Source organism: Mesorhizobium sp. M0139 (assembly GCF_040322455.1).
Lineage (GTDB): Bacteria > Pseudomonadota > Alphaproteobacteria > Rhizobiales > Rhizobiaceae > Mesorhizobium.
The window spans coordinates 320579-337936 of the sequence record NZ_JAMYTN010000004.1; the positions used below are offsets into that span (position 1 = coordinate 320579).

The following is a 17358-nucleotide window of genomic DNA, read 5'->3' on the forward strand; positions in this document are numbered from 1 at the left end:
GAACAAGAGATGACGACAATCGACACCACCCGCCTTGCCGCGATGTTCGCGGCCATCGCCGACGCCATGTCAGCCGACCGGGATCGGTTGTGCGCGCTTGACGGGGTGATCGGCGATGCCGACCACGGCATTGCGATGGAGCTTGGATTTTCCGCGGCACGCGATGCGGTGGCCGCATTGGATACCGGCACCACCGATCCGACCATCTTGCTGAACACGGCGGCGAAGTCGTTCCTCAATGCCGTCGGCGCCTCCTCGGGCCCGCTCTATGCCACGGCATTCATGCGCGGCGCGGCCGCCGTCAAGGGCAAGGCGACGCTCGACGACGCCGACGCGGTCGCTATGGTCCAAGCGATGGCCAGAGGCATTCAGGATCGCGGCAAGGCCGAGCCTGGCGAAAAGACGATGATCGATGCGTGGGCGCCGGCCGCGAGGGCTGCGGGCGAGGCACTGGCCGCCGGCAAGGGGCTGGCCGGCAGCCTCGCGGCTGCAGCCGAGGCGGCAAAGGCCGGCGCGGAGGCGACCAAGGCGATGATCGCCACCAAGGGCCGGGCCTCCCGCCTCGGCGAACGCTCGCTTGGCCATATGGATCCAGGCGCGGCGTCCGCCGTAACCGTCATCGAGGCGATGCGGATCGCCTTGACCGGCTAGGTCGGGAGCGAATCCTCAGCGCTTCGCGTCGAGCCTGTCGACAGCCTGCACATTGGCGGCAGAGGGACCGTTCGGATCGAACTCCGAGGCCAGCCAGGCGTCGGCGATCGATTTGGCCAGTTCGGGGCCGATGACGCGCGCACCCATGGTGATGATCTGGGCATTGTTGGATTTCGCAGCGCGTTCCGCCGAATAGGTGTCGTGGGTTAGCGCGGCACGGATTCCGGGCACCTTGTTGGCCGAGATGCTGACGCCGATGCCGGTGCCGCAAAACAGGATGGCGCGGTCGTAATTGCCGTCGACAATTTCGTGGCCGACCGCAGCGGCAATATCGGCGTAGAATCCGGCCTGGCTGAGATCGACGACCTGCAGTTCTGGCTTGGTGGCGAGATGCTTGGCGATGACATCGAGCAGCGGCTTGCCGGCGCTGTCGGCTCCGAGTGCGATCTTCATGGCAATTAACTCCTTCGTTTTCGTGGTCAGCGCGCGATGGCGGCCGCCGCCTTTTTGAGAATGTCGATATAGCCTTCCGCTTGCCATGCCGAGCGGCCGATGAACAGCCCATCGATATGCGGCTGGCCAATCAGTTCGGCCGCGTTGCCGGGATTGACGCTGCCGCCGTAGAGCACAAGCGGGGCGGTCGGCAACCGGGTTGCTGCGATCTGCTTGATCAGCGCCTGCTGCTTGTCGGCATAGTCGGCGCTGGCCGGAATGCCTTTCTCGCCGATCGCCCACACCGGTTCATAGGCAAAGAGTATCTCTGCCGACAACTCATTGTTTGCGAGACCCTGCAGCGCGCCCAAAACCTGCGCGGTCAGAATTTCGTCGGCGCGGCCGCCCTCGCGCTCGGCCAGCGTCTCGCCGACACAGATCAGCGGCACAAAGCCGTGCCTGACCGCCGCCGCCGTTTTCAGTCCTACGGTCCTGTCCGTCTCACCAAAATGCTCGCGGCGTTCGCTATGGCCGAGTTCGATCAGGTCGAGCCCGCAATCCCTCAGCATCACCGGCGAAATCTCGCCCGTCCAGGCACCGGCATCGGCCCAATGCATGTTCTGGGCGCCAACCTTGACGCGGGTGTTGGCGAGCGCCGCCTTGACCTGCCGCACCGCGGTGAAGGGCGGAATGACGAAAGGCTGTATCGCCGGATCGAAGCCGGGCACGAAGGCAGCCAATGCCTCGGCGAACTGCAGCGCCTCCGCCAGCGTCTTGTTCATTTTCCAGCTCGTGCCGACCCAATATGGGGCCATTCTTCTCTCCTTCGATCCGAAATTCGGATGATGCGTGTTTCCGGCCAGCGCGCCGGCCTACGGGCCGGCGCTTTCCCTCAAGCGCGAGGCTTGAGACTTTCGCGGCCGCTGTCGATGTAAGGCGCCCAGAAATCCACCGACTCACGGATCATTGCAATAACCTGATGATCGACCGGTTCCCTCTCCCGGAAGGAAAGTTCAAGGCAGATTTCATTGTCGGTTCCGCCACCCGCCCGCACGGCGTCGAGCAGCTTCTGCGGGATGATGCGGCCATCCTTGTTGTAGGCGGCGGTGAACGGCCAGTGCCCGCCCTTGTTCATCGACGATTGCTTGATGTGGATGATCGGCGATTGCAACGGGAACGCTTTCGCCCAGGCATAGGGATCAGTGTCGTCAGGATTGGGCGAGGTCACGTCGCCATGGTCGATGTCGACCATCATCTGCATCGGGATCGGCAGCTTGGCCGCATCGACGGCGCCTTGCAATTCGACGCAGCTTTCGATCGTGTGGCCAAACTCGCGGCCGACCGACATCGGTTCCCAGAAAAGGTAGGTCAGGCCCGCCGCCTTGGCGTGCTCGGCCACTTCGCGCCAGCATTCGAGCGCGATGTCGAGAAGCGCCGCGCGCCGCTGCGGATCGTCAAAATCCTTGTAGGTGAATATGGCGAACTGCGTGCCCATGCCCGACGCGCCGAGTTCGGCGGAGATGTCGGCGAAGGTCTTGAACCAATCGACATAATAGCGGCGCACATCCGCGTCCGGATGGCCGAAATGATTGAGCCGGCCATAGGGACCGGTCATACCCGAAGTGATCCGCACGCCGGTCCGCGCCAGGGCGCTGTTGAACAGGCGAACGAACTTGGCGATCGTTGCCGCCGGCCAGCCCGGATTGACGAATTCATGCGTCAGCTGCACGTCGCGGATGCCGATGCCATAGGCAATGGCGTCGATCAGATCGTCGGGGTCGGCGAAGCGATTGACCAGCGGGTTGGTGTTCAGCGAAAGCGTGAAGGCCATCAGTTCACCGCCGCCATTGTCTTTGTGCACCAGTCTTCGAATGTTTTCCGCTCGGCCGCATTGATATGCAGCCCGTGTTTGGTCCGGCGCTCGAGAACGTCGGCGGCGGTCATCGCCCATTCGGTCTCGAACAGGAAGACAGCTTCGAGCTCGTAGAAATCCGGGCCGAAACGACGGCCGAGATCCGCTTCGTCTTTGACCCCTTTCAGCAAAGCGCGTGTGCGCGTGCCGTAGCTTCGAGCATAGTGCTTCACCAGCGACGGGCTAAGCCACGAAAACTCGGCGTGCAGATCACCCAGGAACTGCTCGAAATCCGCGTTGGGCAGGTCGCCTCCCGGCAGGGGAATTTTGGCCGTCCAGGCCTTCTTCATGGTCGGAAAGAAGGGCTGTATTTTTTCGAGCGCATGTTCGGACAGTTTGCGGAAGGTGGTGATCTTGCCGCCGAACACAGAAAGCAGCGGCGCGCCACCGTTCGGGGCGTCGAGTTCGAAGATGTAGTCGCGCGTCACCGCGCTCGGGTTGTCGGCATTGTCGTCATAGAGCGGACGCACGCCCGAGAAACTGTAGACCACATCTTGCGCGGTCAGCTGCCGCTTGAAGTAGCGATTGACCACCTTGATCAGATAATTGATCTCGCTTGCCTCGGCGGCCACTTCTTCGGGCCGACCTTCATAAGGAATGTCGGTGGTGCCGATCAGCGCCAGATCGTTCTCATACGGGTTGACGAAGATCACCCGCTTGTCGTTGTTCTGGATGAGATAGGCCTGCCGTCCCTCCCAGAATTTCGGCACGACGATATGGCTTCCTTTCACCAAGCGAACGTTGCGGGTGGAATTCTGTCCGGCGACGCGGCTGACGATGTCATTCACCCATGGCCCGGCCGCGTTGACCAACCCGCGTGCGCGGACCCTCGTCACAGCACCGGTGCGGCCGTCCTGCATGTCGATCGACCACAGGCCGCCTTCGCGCCTGGCAGCAATACAGGCCGTGCGAGTGAAGACTTTTGCGCCGCGCTGACTGGCATCGAGCGCATTGAGCAGCACCAGCCTGGCGTCATCGACCCAGCAGTCGGAATATTCGAAGCCACGCTTGAATTCGTCCCTGATCGGCGCCCCTTCCGGCGCCGTTCTCAGGTTCAGTGTCCTCGTTCCCGGCAGCCGCTTGCGGCCGCCAAGATGGTCGTAGAGAAACAGCCCGAGCCGCACCAGCCATGCCGGCCGGTCCTCGGGGCTGTGCGGCAGCACGAAACGCATTGGCCAGATGATGTGCGGCGCCGCCTCAAGCAGCACCTCGCGCTCGATCAGCGCTTCTCGCACCAGCCGGAACTCGTAATATTCGAGGTAGCGCAGACCGCCATGCACCAGCTTGCCGGAACGCGAGCTGGTGCCTTGCGCCAGATCGTCCTTCTCGCACAGGATGACCGACAGCCCACGGCCGGCGGCATCGCGCGCTATGCCCGCTCCATTCACGCCGCCGCCGATCACGAAGAGATCGACAATATCTGTTGTATCGCTCAAGACTTAGCTCCTGTGCGGTGCGCCATCGATTTCCACACCGGATGCAGCGCCTGACGCGCCGCGACAAAAGACGGAAACAGCGCATCGTAGGTTTGCGAAAGCGCCTCGTCATAGGCGTCGCATTCGCCCAGCAGCGGCGCCACCCACTCGGCGCAGCAAACATCCATCGAGCGATAGACGCCAAGCCCGACCGCGGCCATCATCGCCGCACCCGCGGCGCCGGCTTCCTGGCGGCTGCTGGTCCTGACTTGCGCGCGGGTCGCCGCAGCGATGATACGGCGCAGCGACGGGCTGCGCGCGGCGCCGCCAGACAGGCGGATTTCGCCGGGCACGCTGCCCATTTCCTGGTAGCAATCGCGGGCCGCGAAGGCCAATCCTTCGAGAACCGCGCGTGCCAGATCGCCAAAACCGTGCTTGACGGAAAGCCCGATGAAGCCGGCGCGCGCGTCTGGATCGACGAACGGGCCGCGTTCGCCGGCAAGCGAGATATAAGGCTGATAGACCAGCGACCCCGGTTCCGATCCTTCGACCCAGACATCGAGCGCTTTCAGCAGCTCGTCGCGCGAAGGTTTTGCGCCGCTGGCGGTCAGCACGTCGCGCGCCAGGCCAAGCAGCCAGTCGATGTTGAGCGTCGCCGCCATATTGGATTGCAGCTGCGCATAGGCGCCCGGAACCGGCATGGCGATCGTGTAGCCGGAGGCATTGTCGTTGAGGACGACATCATCAGGGGTGCGCGCCAGGCGTGTGTGGATGCCGGTCGAGCCGATGACCGTGCAGCCGACATTGCCGCTTGGATCATAGAGGCCGGCGCCAAGCGCGGTGCTGACCATGTCGACGTAGCCCAGCACCACCGGCGCGCCCTCAAGCAGGCCGGTCTCGTTTGCTGCCGACGCAGAAAGCGGATGATGATCGGTCGTGCCTTCGAGCATGGGCGGCAACAGGCGGCGGTGCGACGTCAGATCCAGAATGTCGAGCACCTCGTCGGAATATCTGCGCGAGCGGAAATCGCCAAAGGTGAAGGTGCCTTCCGATGGATCGGTGGCGCGCTCGCCGGTCATCTTGAAATAGAGCCAGTCCTTGCAGTGAAAGGCAGTGGCGGCGCGCTCCAGAATTTCAGGGCTGTTCCTCTTCAGCCAGCTGAGCTGAGCGCCCTGCTGGCAGGCGTTGAGCCCGGTGCCGGTGATCTCGAACCGCGTGCGATCCCGGGGATCGCCGCGCATCTCGTCCACCAGATGTCCGGCGCGGGCGTCGAGCCAGAGCCAGGCGCGACCGACCGGCAAGCCGTCACCATCGATCAGCCAGGTGCCGTCGCCCTGCCCGGTGATCGCGATCGCCGCGGTTCGCCGCGCGAGGTCGGGAACTTTCGTCGCCAGCTCACGGACGGTCAGCGCCATGTCGCGCCATGTCTGATCGAGGTCCTGCTCGGCGCCGCCGCCTTCCAGCGTGACAAAACTGTTGGTCATCGACGCCATGGCAAGCTGCCGCCCCGACAGATCGAAAGCGACCGATTTGATCACGGACGTTCCCGCGTCGATCCCGATCAGCAGGTCTTTCATGCGCTGAGTTCCGGATGATTATGGAGGCAATTCACAAGGAGCAGTCTTTGTTGTCTGGAGCCGTGGAAAAGGCAGGGAGTGTCCGCAAGGACACCCCCTGTGCAGGTTTTTATTCCGACAGCACGAAGGGTGCGGTGTACTTGTCCACATTGTCCTTGGTGATGAGCAGGCAATCGAACAGCTGCTTCTCGCTGGTGGCGCCGGTAGCGCCCGTCTTGATGAACGAGTCGGCCTGCTGCACGGCCTTGGCCGAGAAGATGGCCACCGGCTGAAGCACGGTGTACTGCAGTTCGCCGGACTTGATGGCCGCAACCGCATCCGGGGAGCCGTCGAAGCCGCCGACCTTGATGCCGGCGAGCTTGCCGGCTTCCTTCAGCGCCGCAACCGCACCAAGCGCCATTTCATCATTGCCGCTGATCACGGCGATGATGTCGGGATTGGCCTGCAGCATGCTCTGCATCTTGTCGTGGCCCTGGGTGCGATCCCAGTTGGCGACCTGCGAAGCGGCCTTTTCGAGATCCGGATACTGGCTCAGCACGGTCGCGTAGCCGTTCGAGCGCGTGGCCGCGTTGTTGTCCGACGGGGCGCCGAGCAGTTCGACATACTTGCCCTTTTCACCGACCGCCTGCACCCACTGCTGGGCACCGAGAGCCGCACCCTGGGCGTTGTTGGAGACGAGCTGTCCCTTGGCAAGACCTTCCTGGTTGATCTCGGCATTGACGAGGAAAACCGGGATGTTGGCGGCAATCGCCTTCTTCACCGCGCCGACCGAACCATCGGCATTGGCCGGGTCGAGGATGATCGCCACCGACTTGTTGGTGATGGCGGTGTCGATCAGATTGCTTTCGGTATTGGTGTCGCCCTTGTGGGCGGCGACGTTGGCTGTATAGCCAAGCTTTTCGGCTTCGGCCTTGGCGACGTTGCCTTCGGTCAGCCAGTAGGGGTTGGCCGGATCGTTGACGATGATCGAGATCAGGCCTGCGGCCGATGCGGCTGCGCTAAACCCGACCACCATCGCGGCGGCAAGCAAACTTCTAAGCACGATTTTCATGTACATTCCTCCAATGATTACGCGGTCTTGCTGCCAGTCAGCTGGCAGTCTTCCCTTGGGCAGGATTGGCCGGTTCGGCCTTCCCCCGTTTCTGAGAAGTCGGTTGGCCGCCCGTCGAAGCTGGAAGCTTGCTACGGCGGCGATACTGAACGGCATTGAGGAGCACGGCGAGCACGATGACGGCGCCGGTGAACACTGTCTGCCAGTAGGATGAGATGCCGATGATCACCAGGCCGTCGGACAGGAAGCCGATGACGAAGGCCCCGAGCAGAGTGCCGCGAATATTGCCGCGGCCGCCAGTCAGTGCGGCGCCGCCGATAACGACGGCGGCGATGGCCGTCAATTCGTAGGTGGTGCCCGCGGTCGGTCCGGCCGAGGTCAGCTGCGAGGACAGGATCAGGCCGGCAATGGCGGCGCAGATGCCCGACAGCACATAGACCGAAATCTGCACGGTCTTGACCGGAACGCCGGAGAGTTCGGCGGCGCGCTCATTGCCGCCCGAGGCGTAGAGCCAGCGTCCAAAGGCGGTGCGGTTCAGGACGATGCTGCCGATCAGCGCGATAACCGCCAGCACCACCACGCCGGTCGGCACGCCGAACAGGCGGTTGAAGCCGAGAGCATCGAAACCGGTGTTGCCCAACTCCGGCTTGCCGCCGAGATTGTTGTAGGTCAGGCCGCTGGTCATCAGCAGTGCCAGGCCGCGCGCCATGTACATGACGCCGAGCGTGGCGACGAAGGCCGGAACCTTGAACCGCGCGATCAGCACGCCGTTGATAAGCCCGACGGCCGCACCCAGCATGCAGGCCAGTACCGCGACCACCCAGACCGGCGGGTAGAGAACGACGCCCAGCCAGGTCAGCGTCACGCCCTGCATCAGAAACCCAGCGACGACGCCGGCAAGCCCGAGGGTCGAGCCGACCGACAGGTCGATGCCGCCATTGAGGATGACCAGCAGCATGCCGACGGCGAGAATCCCGAAGATGGCGACATGCGAGGCCATGGTCAGGAAATTCGCCACCGAGAGGTAATAGGGCGACAGGATCGAGAAGACGACAATGATGACGATCAGGGCAAAGAAGGCCCGGCCTTCGAGCAGCAGCTTGGCCACGTCGAAGCCCTCGCCGCCCGCATTGGGGCTGGACTGTTTGCTGGCCTGGCTGACATCGCTCATGGGTCGGGGCTCCGAAATTCTATGGTCAGGCGACCACGGCTTCGCCGGAGGCGGCCATGATCTGCTCTTTGGTGGCGTTGGCGCCGAATTCGGCTGAAATCTTGCCGCGCCGCATCACGACGATGCGATGGGCGATGCTGAGGCACTCATTGACCTCCGAAGTCGAGAAGACGACCGCCAGGCCTTGCGCGGCGCGCTCGCTGAGCAAGCGAAAGACTTCGGCCTTGGCGCCGACATCGATGCCGCGGCTCGGCTCGTCGAGAAGGATGACCTTGGGATCTGTCGTCAGCATCTTGCCGATGACGACCTTCTGCTGGTTGCCGCCCGACAGCGATCCGATCATGGCGTTGCCGCCCGCGGTCTTGATGGTCACCTTGCGGATCGAATCGTCGATCAGTGCGCGTTCCCTCGGCCGGGAGAGGAACAGGCCTTTCGCGAACGCCTCGATGCTGGCAAGCGACAGATTGCGGCCGACGGTCATGGTCTGAACCAGGCCGTCGCGCTGGCGATCCTCGGGGACCAGAACCAGACCTCGGGCGATGCGCTGGGCAATGGTCAGCCCCGAAACGTCCTCACCCTCCAGCAGCGCCCGCCCGCCCGCCATGGGCACACGGCCGGCGACGGCCTCCAGCAATTCCGTGCGGCCCGCGCCCATCAGCCCATAGATGCAGACGATCTCGCCCGCTTTGACATCCAGCGACAGATGATCGACGACGTAGCCTGAACCCGAAGCGTCGGTGACGCTGACATCCTCGATCGACAGCGCGACCTCACCAAACGCATGGCCGGTCGGCGGCGAGCCGAGGTCGAAATTCTCACCCACCATGTTGCGGACGATCCATTCGAGGTCGATGTCCTTGGCTTCGGCCGTCGCCGTGATCGCCCCGTCACGCAGCACGACGGCGTAGTCGGTGATCTGCAGCGCCTCTTCGAGGTGGTGCGAGATGTAGACGATGGAGACACCGCGGCTGGTCAGATCGCGGATCACCTTGAACAGCACCTCCACCTCGGTCGCACTGAGTGCGGAGGTCGGCTCGTCCATGATCAGGATGCGGGAATCGACCGACAGCGCGCGTGCGATCTCGACGATCTGTTGCTGCCCCAGGCGCAGGTCCTCGACCAGGGTCATCGGATCGATGTCTTCTTCGAGGTCGGCCATCAGCGCCCGCGCCTGGCGCGCCTCCTCGGCGAAGTCGAGGCCGGTTCTGGTGCGCAGTTCGCGGCCCATGAAGATGTTGTCGCGAACGCTCAGATTCGGCGCCAGGCTGAGCTCCTGGTGGATGATCGAAATGCCGCGATCGCGCGCGTCCGAAGACGAGGCAAAGCTGACGAGATTGCCGTCGAGCACGATGTCGCCGGATGTCGGCGTCACCACGCCGGACAGGATCTTCATCAGCGTCGATTTGCCGGCGCCATTCTCTCCGAACAGGGTGGTGACCTTGCCGCGATGGATGTCGAAGTTGACGCCCTTGAGCGCGTGGACGCCGCCATACGACATGACGACATTGCGCGCCGAAAGCACGGCATCGCCAGTCGCGGGTTCTGTGCCGGCAGTCATTGTCATTTGACGTCCAGCCTCACCGGCGTGACCAGCCAGCTCTTCGGATTGACCAGCTTGAAGACGCCGACCACCGCTATTGTCTTGCCGGTCAAGTCACTGGTATCGACTTTCGCCAGCACCTCCTTCTTCATCTCGTTGTTCAGCGCCGAGCCGGCGTCCTGATACTCGATCTGGTTGGTGAACTGACCAAAGGTGATCTTGCCGGTGGCGTCGCGAAGCTCGGTGCCGTTGATCGCCGGCCCAGTCTGTACGCGGACGGTCAACGTGTCCGGCAAACCGTCGACCGCGACCTTGTAGATGCCCGATTTTCCCTCGCCGACGACGCCGGTGAACTTGACCGAGATGACCGGTCCGACTCCCGCCGGCACGCCATATTCCTTTTCGGCCGTCGCCCTGTCCTTGGCGATCGCCGTCGCCACCGTTGCGGCGTCGGCGGCACGCGCTTCGACATCGGCCTGCACCTTGGGAAATTCAGACTTGCCGTAGTCGGCGGCCGAAAACACCGCGTTGCGAACATCGCCGGCAGAGCCGATCTTGATCACCTTGGTATCGAGCGCCATGGCGCCGAGCAGAACCACAACCGCAGCGCCGGCAAGCACCCGGCGCAGGCCGGGCGAAGCTTGCCGGGCGGTGGCCTTCGCGCTCATGATGCAACCACCAGCGGTGCGGATTGTCCGTTGTCACGCATTCGAAGTTCCTCCGTTCACGCGGCGCTTCGCGGCCCCGGCTGCATCGTCGAGCTCGACCAGGGCGCGGGCGGTGCATTCGTCGGTGATCAGGCCGCTGAGATAACGGCTTTCGAGTACTGCCTTGATGGCGCGCACCTTTACCTTGCCGCCGGCGACGGCAACGATCCTGCGGCCCTTCAACTGATCGCGCGGAAGCGCCAGTATTCTTTCCGACAGCGCCGTTTCGACCGGACGCCCCTTGTCGTCGAAGAAATGCGCCAGCAATTCACCAACGCCGCCGTCCCGCTTGACCTCATCGATTTCGGAAGGCTCGATCATGCCGGTGGCGACCAGCGACGCCTCCCGCTCAGCCGTGCCTATTCCGACGAACATCAGGTCGGACCGGCTGGCGAGAGCGAACACATTGCTGATGCCGCGCTGGCCAAGCAGCACCTCGCGGTCCTCGGTGGTGTTGGCGACAAAAGGCACCGGCATGACGAAAGCCTGCGCGCCGGTCCGCTCTGCCAGGCGATGCATGACGTCGTGCGGGTTGGCGGCGAATTTGCGCGTCACGCCGCCAAGCAGCGAGACGAAACGGATGTGGGCAGCAGTGGTGCGCGTCAGATACTCGACGCTGGCCGCAAGGGTGCGGCCATGGCCGACGCCGATCAGCATGTCTTCGCCGCGATCGATTTCACGCTTCAGGAACTGGGCGCCGGCAATGCCGAGCCCCTTCAGAGGCAGTTCGTCCTGATCGAGATCGGGAACCACCTCGCAATAGTGGAGCCCATAGGCGGCGATCAGGCGCTGTTCCAGGTCGACGCATTCGGCGACGTCGCCGTCGATGAAGACCCTGACGAGACCTTCCTGGTTGGCCTTGGTAATAAGCCTATGCGCCTTGAGGCTGGTCAGGCCAAGCCGCTTGGCCACCTGGGCCTGGGTCAGACCACCGGCATAGTGGAGCCAGGCCGCGCGCGTGGCGAGGCTGGACTCATGGTCGCGGTTCGCGGATCCGCCGGAATTCAAGCCATTCCCTCCCCAGGGCGATAATATTATCTTTGCGTGCAAAAATTTTCATACCTTTGCATCGCTGTCAATCCCTCCGCAGACGGTAGCCTCCAGCCGACATTCGGCAGCCAACGCGGGCCTATTAGAAGGTAAGCATATAATATGACCATATGGCAGCGTTATTTTAACGTCAATTTGTGTGATCTCATCCAAGTGGTAGCATGAACCCGTAAGCGCGGGCCAAAATCCTGGGTGCAAGTTTGGAGCACACGGCCCAACAAGGGCAAATCGATCGGATTGCCTCAGGAAAAGCTATCGGCGTCAGCGATCAAGCGATCAGTCCAGCCGCATCAGGTTCCTACCCTCGAGCTCGACAACAGCGGCTTCGACCTCCCGCGTGAGGCGCTCGGTGCTCCACCCCAACGCCCGCCCCGCGATCGCGGCAATCTCCTGCAGGTCGCGGCTCGTCAGCGAGCCGCCTATCGCCAACGTGCTGCGGCGCATAACGAAATCGGCCAGATGTTCGACGAATTCGTTGCGCACGATGTAGTCGATTTCCGCCTTGCCGTAGCCGTCCGAGTCCGGCAGACGACGACCCTCATCATCCGACCCGTGCCTGGCGATCTCAACGGCTCTGGTCCCGTAGCGCGACAGCAATTGGTCAAGGCGCCTTTCCCCGGCGCCTGTTGCCTGCTGTGCCTTAGCCAGCCAGTCCGCGCGCGCGGCGGCATTGGCCGGAAAATTCCTCCCGCCGCCGATCGGCATGGCTCGCGTCGTCACCTTGCGGCTGCGCTGCAGGCGCTTGAGTACCGTGTCAGCGACTTCCTCGGCAAAGCCGCGGAACGTCGTCCATTTGCCGCCGACCAGCGAAATGACTGCAAAGGGCCTGTTGCCGTCCGGCTCGGCGACCGGCGCTGAATGATCGCGGCTGATCAGCCCTGGTGTCGACGCCTCGGACGTCGGCAGCGGCCGGATGCCGCTATAGGCGTAGACGATCTGGTCGCGCTCGAACGCCATGCCCGGCAGCAGCGTTCGCACGCTGTCGAGCAGATAGTCGACTTCTTCGGGTTCGCAGCGCACCGCGTCGGGATTGTCGGCCTTGATGTCGGTCGAACCGACCAGCGCCAGGCCGAGATAGTCGTAGACCAGGCAGATGCGGCCGTCATCGGCCTCGAAATAGAGCATGCGCCCAGCGAGGCTTTCGACCAATTCGTCATGCTTCAACAGGATATGCGAGCCCTTGGTGCCGCCGATCATCTTCGACGGCGCGCCAAGCAACAGATTGACGTCGTCGATCCACGGACCGGCGGCGTTCACCACCAGCTTCGGCCGCACCGAAAATGCGCTGCCGTTTTCCGGCTGGAAGGTGAGCACGCCATTGGCTGAAGCCGCCAGTGTCGTGTAGTTGGCACCGGCAGACGCCGCGTGAGCCTGCAAGCCGTCGAGGATCAGTTCCAGCACCAGCCTTTCCGGGTGACTTATCTTGGCGTCGTAGTAGGTGCCGGTGGCGACGATCGCCGGATTGAGCGCCGGCATCTCAACAAGCGCCTGCCGCCGCCCGACCATGCGGTGGCGCGGCATGACCTGGTTTCGTGAACCGTAGAAATCGTAGATCATCAAGCCGATCTTGATCAGCATGGCGCCGCGGCTGCGCGGCGCGCTGGTCGAGCCGAACAGCGTTCGCAACGCCGCGAGCATGCCCTTGCTCCACGAGAAGATCGGGATGACGGTCGGCAGCGGGCTGACATAGTGCGGCGCGTTTTGAAGAAGCAGATTGCGTTCGAGCGTCGACTGCGCCACCAGCCCGAACTCGCCGGTCTCGAGATATTTCAAGCCGCCGTGGATGAGCCTCGACGGCGCGGCACTGGTGCCCGAGCCGAAATCCGCCTTTTCGACGATCAGGCAGCTGACACCTTGCGCGCACAGATCGCGAAACAGCCCAGCCCCGTTGATGCCGGCGCCAAGAATGACGACGTCGACTTCGCCGGTCCCGGCCATCGCGGCGAGACGCCCGGCGGGATTGTCCGCCCCGGCTCCATCTGCTGGGTTCATGGCGCCTTCGTCTTGACGATGCGCAACTTCACCCCCGCCCGTTCGAGGCTCTGCGCCTGCGCATCGCCCAGGCCCTCGGTCACCAGCACGGCGTCGAAACTGGTCAGATCGTCGAAGACATGCAGCGCGATCCGGTCGAATTTTGCGTGGTCGACCAAAAGGATGCGCTTCACGGAGGCGGTCATCATCGCCTGCTTGACCCGCACGACATTCGGATCCTGGATGAAAGCCGTGGTTCCGGTGACGGCCGAAGCCGAACAGATCAGCACATTGGCGCGCAACTGCGCCACGGCGTTCTCGCAGACAATGCCGATATAGGCATTGTAAGTGGGATGATACTGGCCGCCGAGGCAGATGAAATCCATATCGTCCACATTGATCAATTGGCCCGCCGTCGAGACGCTGTTGGAAATGACGGTCAGCGGCTTGACGTCGAGCAGCAGCGTCGCGACCGCGTTTGCCGTCGATGAATCGTCCAGCATCACCACCTGGCCGGCCTCGATATAATCCAGTGCCGCTCGCGCCAGTGCATCCTTCTCGGCTCGATTGACGGTCACCCGGTAGCGGAAAGCGCTCTCGTAGAGGCCGGAAGGCTGGACCGTCACCGCACCGTGCAGCTTGCGCAGCACGCCCTGCTGCGCCAGCCGGTCGATATGCCGGTGGATGGTCATGCGCGACACGCCGAAATGCTCGACCAGATCATCGATGCGCACCTGGCCGAGCTTGATCACATAATCGGCGATCTCTTCGCGTCGTTCGTCGGCCTTGATCATGCGTTTACCCCCGCCAGCCTTTCGATATCAGGCCAATGCGACTTCAGCTGCTCGGCTATGCGGCAGTAGAGCGAAAACCGCTCATTGAACACAGCACTGGAGGCGGGCACGGGTTGATACGTCCGCTCCGTCATCCCGACCTGCCTGGCGCCCTGTTGCGGCGTCGCGAAGATCCCGACCGCGGCACCTGCGCAAAGCGCGGCACCGAGGGCCGCGGTCTCATCCGTCGAGGTGACGGTGACCGGGGCGTTCAGCACGTCGGCAAACATCTGCACGAAGGCAGGATTACGCGAGCCGCCGCCGGTCAGGCGGATCTCGCTGATAGCAAAGCCGTCGCGCAAAGCCTCGACATGGGTGCGGTGATTGAAGGCGATGCCTTCCAGAACCGCCTTCAGCATGTCGCCGCGATTGTGCCAGCCATGCAGGCCGACAAAGCTGCCGCTGGCCAAATCGCCATAGGGAGAGCCGAACAGATAGGGATGAAACAGGATGGTCGAAGGCTTCTTCAACGCCGCGTCGATCTCTCCCGCCAGCAATTCGTGGAGGGAGCCGCCATCCGTCCTGTCCTGCTCCGCGCGGCAAAACGTGTCGAGAAACCAGTCGTAGTTCGCGGTCGAGGCCGGCGAGATCGACATGTTGTTCCAACGGCCCGCGTCGATGGCGTTGCGGCAGAACCAACGCCGGTCGACGCGCGGTTGCGAAGAGACGACTTCATTGATGGAATAGGTGCCGGCGACGATGGCGAGCACGCCGTCTTCATGGCCGCCCATGCCAAGCGCCGAGGCGGCCACGTCGTGCAGGCCGCAGGCGACCGGTGTTCCCTTGCGAAGGCCGGTCCTTTCGGCGGCATCGGCTGTGACTTGACCGGCGATGTCAGCGGAATGCGCCACCGGCGGCAGCGCGTTGAACAGATCCTCCAACCCGAAGATGCGCAGCGCTTCAGGCGCATAGGCTTGCGTGCGAAAATCCGTGAATGAAGTGCTGGCCTCCGTGCGGTCGGTCCCGATCGTGCCGGTCAGGCAAAAGCGCAGCCAGTCCTTGCAGGCCAGCACATGGCCGATGCGGCCATAGCGATCAGGATCGTTCTGCTTAAGCCACGCCAGCAGCGCCGACGGCGCCGAAACATGCGGCGTCTGGCCCGTCGTCGCCAGCGCATCGGTGAAAACGGTACCGGCGGACCACCTGTCGACAATGTCGCCGGCGCGGCTGTCGAGCGACAGGATGCCTGGTCCCAAAGGCTGACGATCATGATCGAGCAGATAGAGACCATCGCCATGCGCGGTCGCCGCCACCGCCTTGATGTCTTCCGCCGGCCTGCCGGAGAGCGCGATCGCCTCCTTGATGGCGTCGGCTGTTGCTTGCCACAGGCCTGACATGTCGCGCTCCGCCCAGCGCGCGTGGGGCATCGATTGCGGCACCCGGCGACGCGCCACGGACAATTGCGTGCCGTCGGTATCGAAGATGACCGCCTTGGTGACCGTGAGGCCGTTATCGATTCCGAGCAGGCTGGGCATGATCACCGCCTCTTTCAGCATTGGCGATTGCTACAGGGCGATCCTGCAGTCTGATGCAAGGGCGAAACACATGGCGACAACCCCGATAGAGCAAGGCGGATAAATGGCAAAAGTACCTTGCCCCGACAAAACACCCATATCTTTATGTGAATTTAACGTCAACATGCGCGACAAAAACCGCTACGGCGCCGTTAGAGGGCATGAATGGATCTCGCCGTTGCCAGGCGACGCGTAATCAGCTGCTAAGGCCGTCACGGATGGCGCTGAAATAGCGGTCGGTTCCAACCTGCCCGCCCTTGAGTGCCACCTCCAGCCCATCGATCGCCTTGACGCGCGAGTGAGCGACGCAAAGCGGCGAGCCCGGCGACGCCGGCAACGGCATCCGCACGGTCAGCGCATCGACACCCATCTGGCCGAGCGCGTGGCTCGACGTATCGCCGCCGGCAACGACCACGCGCTGCAACCTCTGCTCGATGGTCAGCGCGCGAAGCAGTTCGCCGAGGCCCCGCCCGAGCTTGTGGCGGGCGCCTTCCTGGCGGTCGATTTCGCCCCCCCTATCGGCCGCGGGTCCAAGGGCCGTGTAGAGAACGACGCTGCGCCCGGCTTCCAGACTGGCGCGACCGGCTGCCGTCGCGCGTGCGATCGCATCTCCGGAAGCTTCGGAGATCAGTTCGACGGGATCGACCTCGATGCCATCGAAGCCGTCGGTCAAAGCGTGCCGGATCTGTCGTTCGGTCGTCGGCGAACAACTGCCCGAGACGACCGCGATCCGGTCGGCGGCACCTGGCGGCGAAAATCCTGGCTCAGCTCTGACTGTCCCACTCGACACCCATTCGGCCAGTAGCGCATATTCGATCCCCGACGAGCCGACGACGAACGAACCGCCCGGCTTGCGGGCGCGCCATATCTCCTTGCCGGCAAGCGCCTGCGTCTCGAGGCTGTCGACATCGACAAGTACGATGTCGGTGCCCTTTGCGAGCAAGCGGTCGAAGGCTTCCGAGCGCGACGCCGACTGCAACGTCGCGAGATCGACCAGCCCCGATGTGAGCTCCGTCTGCCGCGACAGATGGATCAGCAGGTCGGATTCATCCATCGGCGTCGTCGGGTGGCGGCTCATCACCGGATGGCGGTCGATGCGGAAATACTTTTCACGATAGGCCGCGAATAGATGACCGAAGGCAGTGTAACGCTTGAGTTGCGGCGCCCCGACCAGCAGCGGCACGCTGTCCTGCGCGAAGACCGAACGGCCGATCTCGATGGCGCGACCGATGCTGCCGATGGTCGGGCTGGAATCGAAGGTGGAGCAGACCTTGTAGTGACAGATCGCGGCATTCAGCGTCTTCAGCCAAGCGAAGGCATCGCTCAGATGCGTGTTCATCCATTGCGGGGTCTCGCTGCGGCTGGTGCCGGCCAGGCCAATGGCGCGGCAATGGCTGAACTGCTCAACCATGGCCGCGTCCGGCTGGCGCATAAATAGCACGGTCGGCACGCCGCCGAGTTCGAGCGCTTCCATGACGTCGGTCGAGCCGGTGAGGTCGTCGCCATAATAGCTGAGAAGCAGGTCTTGCATTGC

At 63.4% G+C, this 17358-nt stretch carries 15 protein-coding genes; 1 reads left to right on the forward strand and 14 read right to left on the reverse strand.

From position 1 onward, the window contains the following. Positions 1-9: 9 nt before the first annotated feature. The gene (gene dhaL / locus NKJ58_RS08970; protein ID WP_352518682.1) at positions 10-651 is read left to right on the forward strand and encodes a dihydroxyacetone kinase subunit DhaL; all 642 of its coding nucleotides are present in this window, start codon (positions 10-12) and stop codon (positions 649-651) included. Positions 652-666: 15 nt separating this feature from the next. Here the strand turns inward: dhaL and derI are convergent, their stop codons facing one another. From derI to NKJ58_RS09040, 14 genes are all read right to left on the reverse strand, one after another. Further along, positions 667-1104, reverse strand: a complete 438-nt coding sequence (gene derI / locus NKJ58_RS08975; RefSeq protein ID WP_023688203.1) for a D-erythrulose-4-phosphate isomerase — start codon at positions 1102-1104, stop codon at positions 667-669. 26 nt (positions 1105-1130) lie between these two features. Further along, positions 1131-1898 (reverse strand): triose-phosphate isomerase, encoded by a 768-nt coding sequence (locus NKJ58_RS08980; RefSeq protein WP_352518683.1) that lies wholly within the window; start codon positions 1896-1898, stop codon positions 1131-1133. A gap of 77 nt (positions 1899-1975) precedes the next feature. Further along, positions 1976-2914 carry a sugar phosphate isomerase/epimerase family protein gene (locus NKJ58_RS08985; protein WP_023753375.1) on the reverse strand — a complete coding sequence of 313 codons (939 nt, stop codon included), beginning with the start codon at positions 2912-2914 and terminating at the stop codon, positions 1976-1978. Beyond that, on the reverse strand, positions 2914-4431 hold the full coding sequence (locus tag NKJ58_RS08990) for a glycerol-3-phosphate dehydrogenase (protein WP_352518684.1): 1518 nt from the start codon (positions 4429-4431) through the stop codon (positions 2914-2916). Before NKJ58_RS08990 ends, NKJ58_RS08985 begins: the two co-directional genes overlap by 1 nt. Next, a complete protein-coding gene (locus NKJ58_RS08995) occupies positions 4428-5987 on the reverse strand; it encodes an FGGY-family carbohydrate kinase (protein ID WP_023746782.1) in 1560 nt (519 codons plus the stop codon). The genes NKJ58_RS08990 and NKJ58_RS08995 overlap by 4 nt, the downstream gene beginning before the upstream one ends. A 109-nt stretch (positions 5988-6096) precedes the next feature. Continuing rightward, the gene (locus tag NKJ58_RS09000; protein WP_081726801.1) at positions 6097-7038 is read right to left on the reverse strand and encodes a D-ribose ABC transporter substrate-binding protein; all 942 of its coding nucleotides are present in this window, start codon (positions 7036-7038) and stop codon (positions 6097-6099) included. A 37-nt stretch (positions 7039-7075) separates the two neighbouring features. Further along, positions 7076-8209 (reverse strand): ABC transporter permease, encoded by a 1134-nt coding sequence (locus NKJ58_RS09005; RefSeq protein ID WP_023688198.1) that lies wholly within the window; start codon positions 8207-8209, stop codon positions 7076-7078. A gap of 25 nt (positions 8210-8234) precedes the next feature. Then, entirely contained in the window at positions 8235-9773 is a 1539-nt protein-coding gene (locus tag NKJ58_RS09010; protein WP_023730750.1) for a sugar ABC transporter ATP-binding protein, read from the reverse strand. Then, positions 9770-10417, reverse strand: coding sequence for a DUF2291 family protein (locus tag NKJ58_RS09015; protein WP_023672600.1), 648 nt, complete (start codon positions 10415-10417; stop codon positions 9770-9772). The genes NKJ58_RS09010 and NKJ58_RS09015 overlap by 4 nt, the downstream gene beginning before the upstream one ends. A gap of 33 nt (positions 10418-10450) precedes the next feature. Further along, complete coding sequence (locus NKJ58_RS09020) at positions 10451-11464, reverse strand: sugar-binding transcriptional regulator (RefSeq protein ID WP_023730749.1); 1014 nt, start codon at positions 11462-11464, stop codon at positions 10451-10453. A gap of 318 nt (positions 11465-11782) precedes the next feature. Next, positions 11783-13498: a glycerol-3-phosphate dehydrogenase/oxidase gene (locus NKJ58_RS09025; RefSeq protein ID WP_502902280.1), complete on the reverse strand. Its 1716-nt coding sequence runs from the start codon at positions 13496-13498 to the stop codon at positions 11783-11785. Then, the gene (locus NKJ58_RS09030) at positions 13495-14271 is read right to left on the reverse strand and encodes a DeoR/GlpR family DNA-binding transcription regulator (protein ID WP_031201827.1); all 777 of its coding nucleotides are present in this window, start codon (positions 14269-14271) and stop codon (positions 13495-13497) included. Before NKJ58_RS09030 ends, NKJ58_RS09025 begins: the two co-directional genes overlap by 4 nt. Next, positions 14268-15785: an FGGY-family carbohydrate kinase gene (locus NKJ58_RS09035; protein ID WP_352853029.1), complete on the reverse strand. Its 1518-nt coding sequence runs from the start codon at positions 15783-15785 to the stop codon at positions 14268-14270. Before NKJ58_RS09035 ends, NKJ58_RS09030 begins: the two co-directional genes overlap by 4 nt. Before the next feature lie 235 nt (positions 15786-16020). Further along, positions 16021-17355 (reverse strand): four-carbon acid sugar kinase family protein, encoded by a 1335-nt coding sequence (locus tag NKJ58_RS09040; protein ID WP_352853007.1) that lies wholly within the window; start codon positions 17353-17355, stop codon positions 16021-16023. Positions 17356-17358: the final 3 nt, after the last annotated feature.

Excerpts from the sequence above, each read along its gene's own strand:
- NKJ58_RS09025 (WP_502902280.1), bottom strand. The coding sequence starts at position 13,498 with ATGAACCCAGCAGATGGAGCCGGGGCGGACAATCCCGCCGGGCGTCTC.
- NKJ58_RS09030 (WP_031201827.1), bottom strand. The coding sequence starts at position 14,271 with ATGATCAAGGCCGACGAACGACGCGAAGAGATCGCCGATTATGTGATC.
- NKJ58_RS08995 (WP_023746782.1), bottom strand. The coding sequence starts at position 5,987 with ATGAAAGACCTGCTGATCGGGATCGACGCGGGAACGTCCGTGATCAAA.
- NKJ58_RS09040 (WP_352853007.1), bottom strand. The coding sequence starts at position 17,355 with ATGCAAGACCTGCTTCTCAGCTATTATGGCGACGACCTCACCGGCTCG.
- dhaL (WP_352518682.1), top strand. The coding sequence starts at position 10 with ATGACGACAATCGACACCACCCGCCTTGCCGCGATGTTCGCGGCCATC.
- NKJ58_RS08985 (WP_023753375.1), bottom strand. The coding sequence starts at position 2,914 with ATGGCCTTCACGCTTTCGCTGAACACCAACCCGCTGGTCAATCGCTTC.
- NKJ58_RS09015 (WP_023672600.1), bottom strand. The coding sequence starts at position 10,417 with ATGAGCGCGAAGGCCACCGCCCGGCAAGCTTCGCCCGGCCTGCGCCGG.
- NKJ58_RS09000 (WP_081726801.1), bottom strand. The coding sequence starts at position 7,038 with ATGAAAATCGTGCTTAGAAGTTTGCTTGCCGCCGCGATGGTGGTCGGG.
- NKJ58_RS08980 (WP_352518683.1), bottom strand. The coding sequence starts at position 1,898 with ATGGCCCCATATTGGGTCGGCACGAGCTGGAAAATGAACAAGACGCTG.
- NKJ58_RS09010 (WP_023730750.1), bottom strand. The coding sequence starts at position 9,773 with ATGACAATGACTGCCGGCACAGAACCCGCGACTGGCGATGCCGTGCTT.
- NKJ58_RS09005 (WP_023688198.1), bottom strand. The coding sequence starts at position 8,209 with ATGAGCGATGTCAGCCAGGCCAGCAAACAGTCCAGCCCCAATGCGGGC.
- derI (WP_023688203.1), bottom strand. The coding sequence starts at position 1,104 with ATGAAGATCGCACTCGGAGCCGACAGCGCCGGCAAGCCGCTGCTCGAT.
- NKJ58_RS09035 (WP_352853029.1), bottom strand. The coding sequence starts at position 15,785 with ATGCCCAGCCTGCTCGGAATCGATAACGGCCTCACGGTCACCAAGGCG.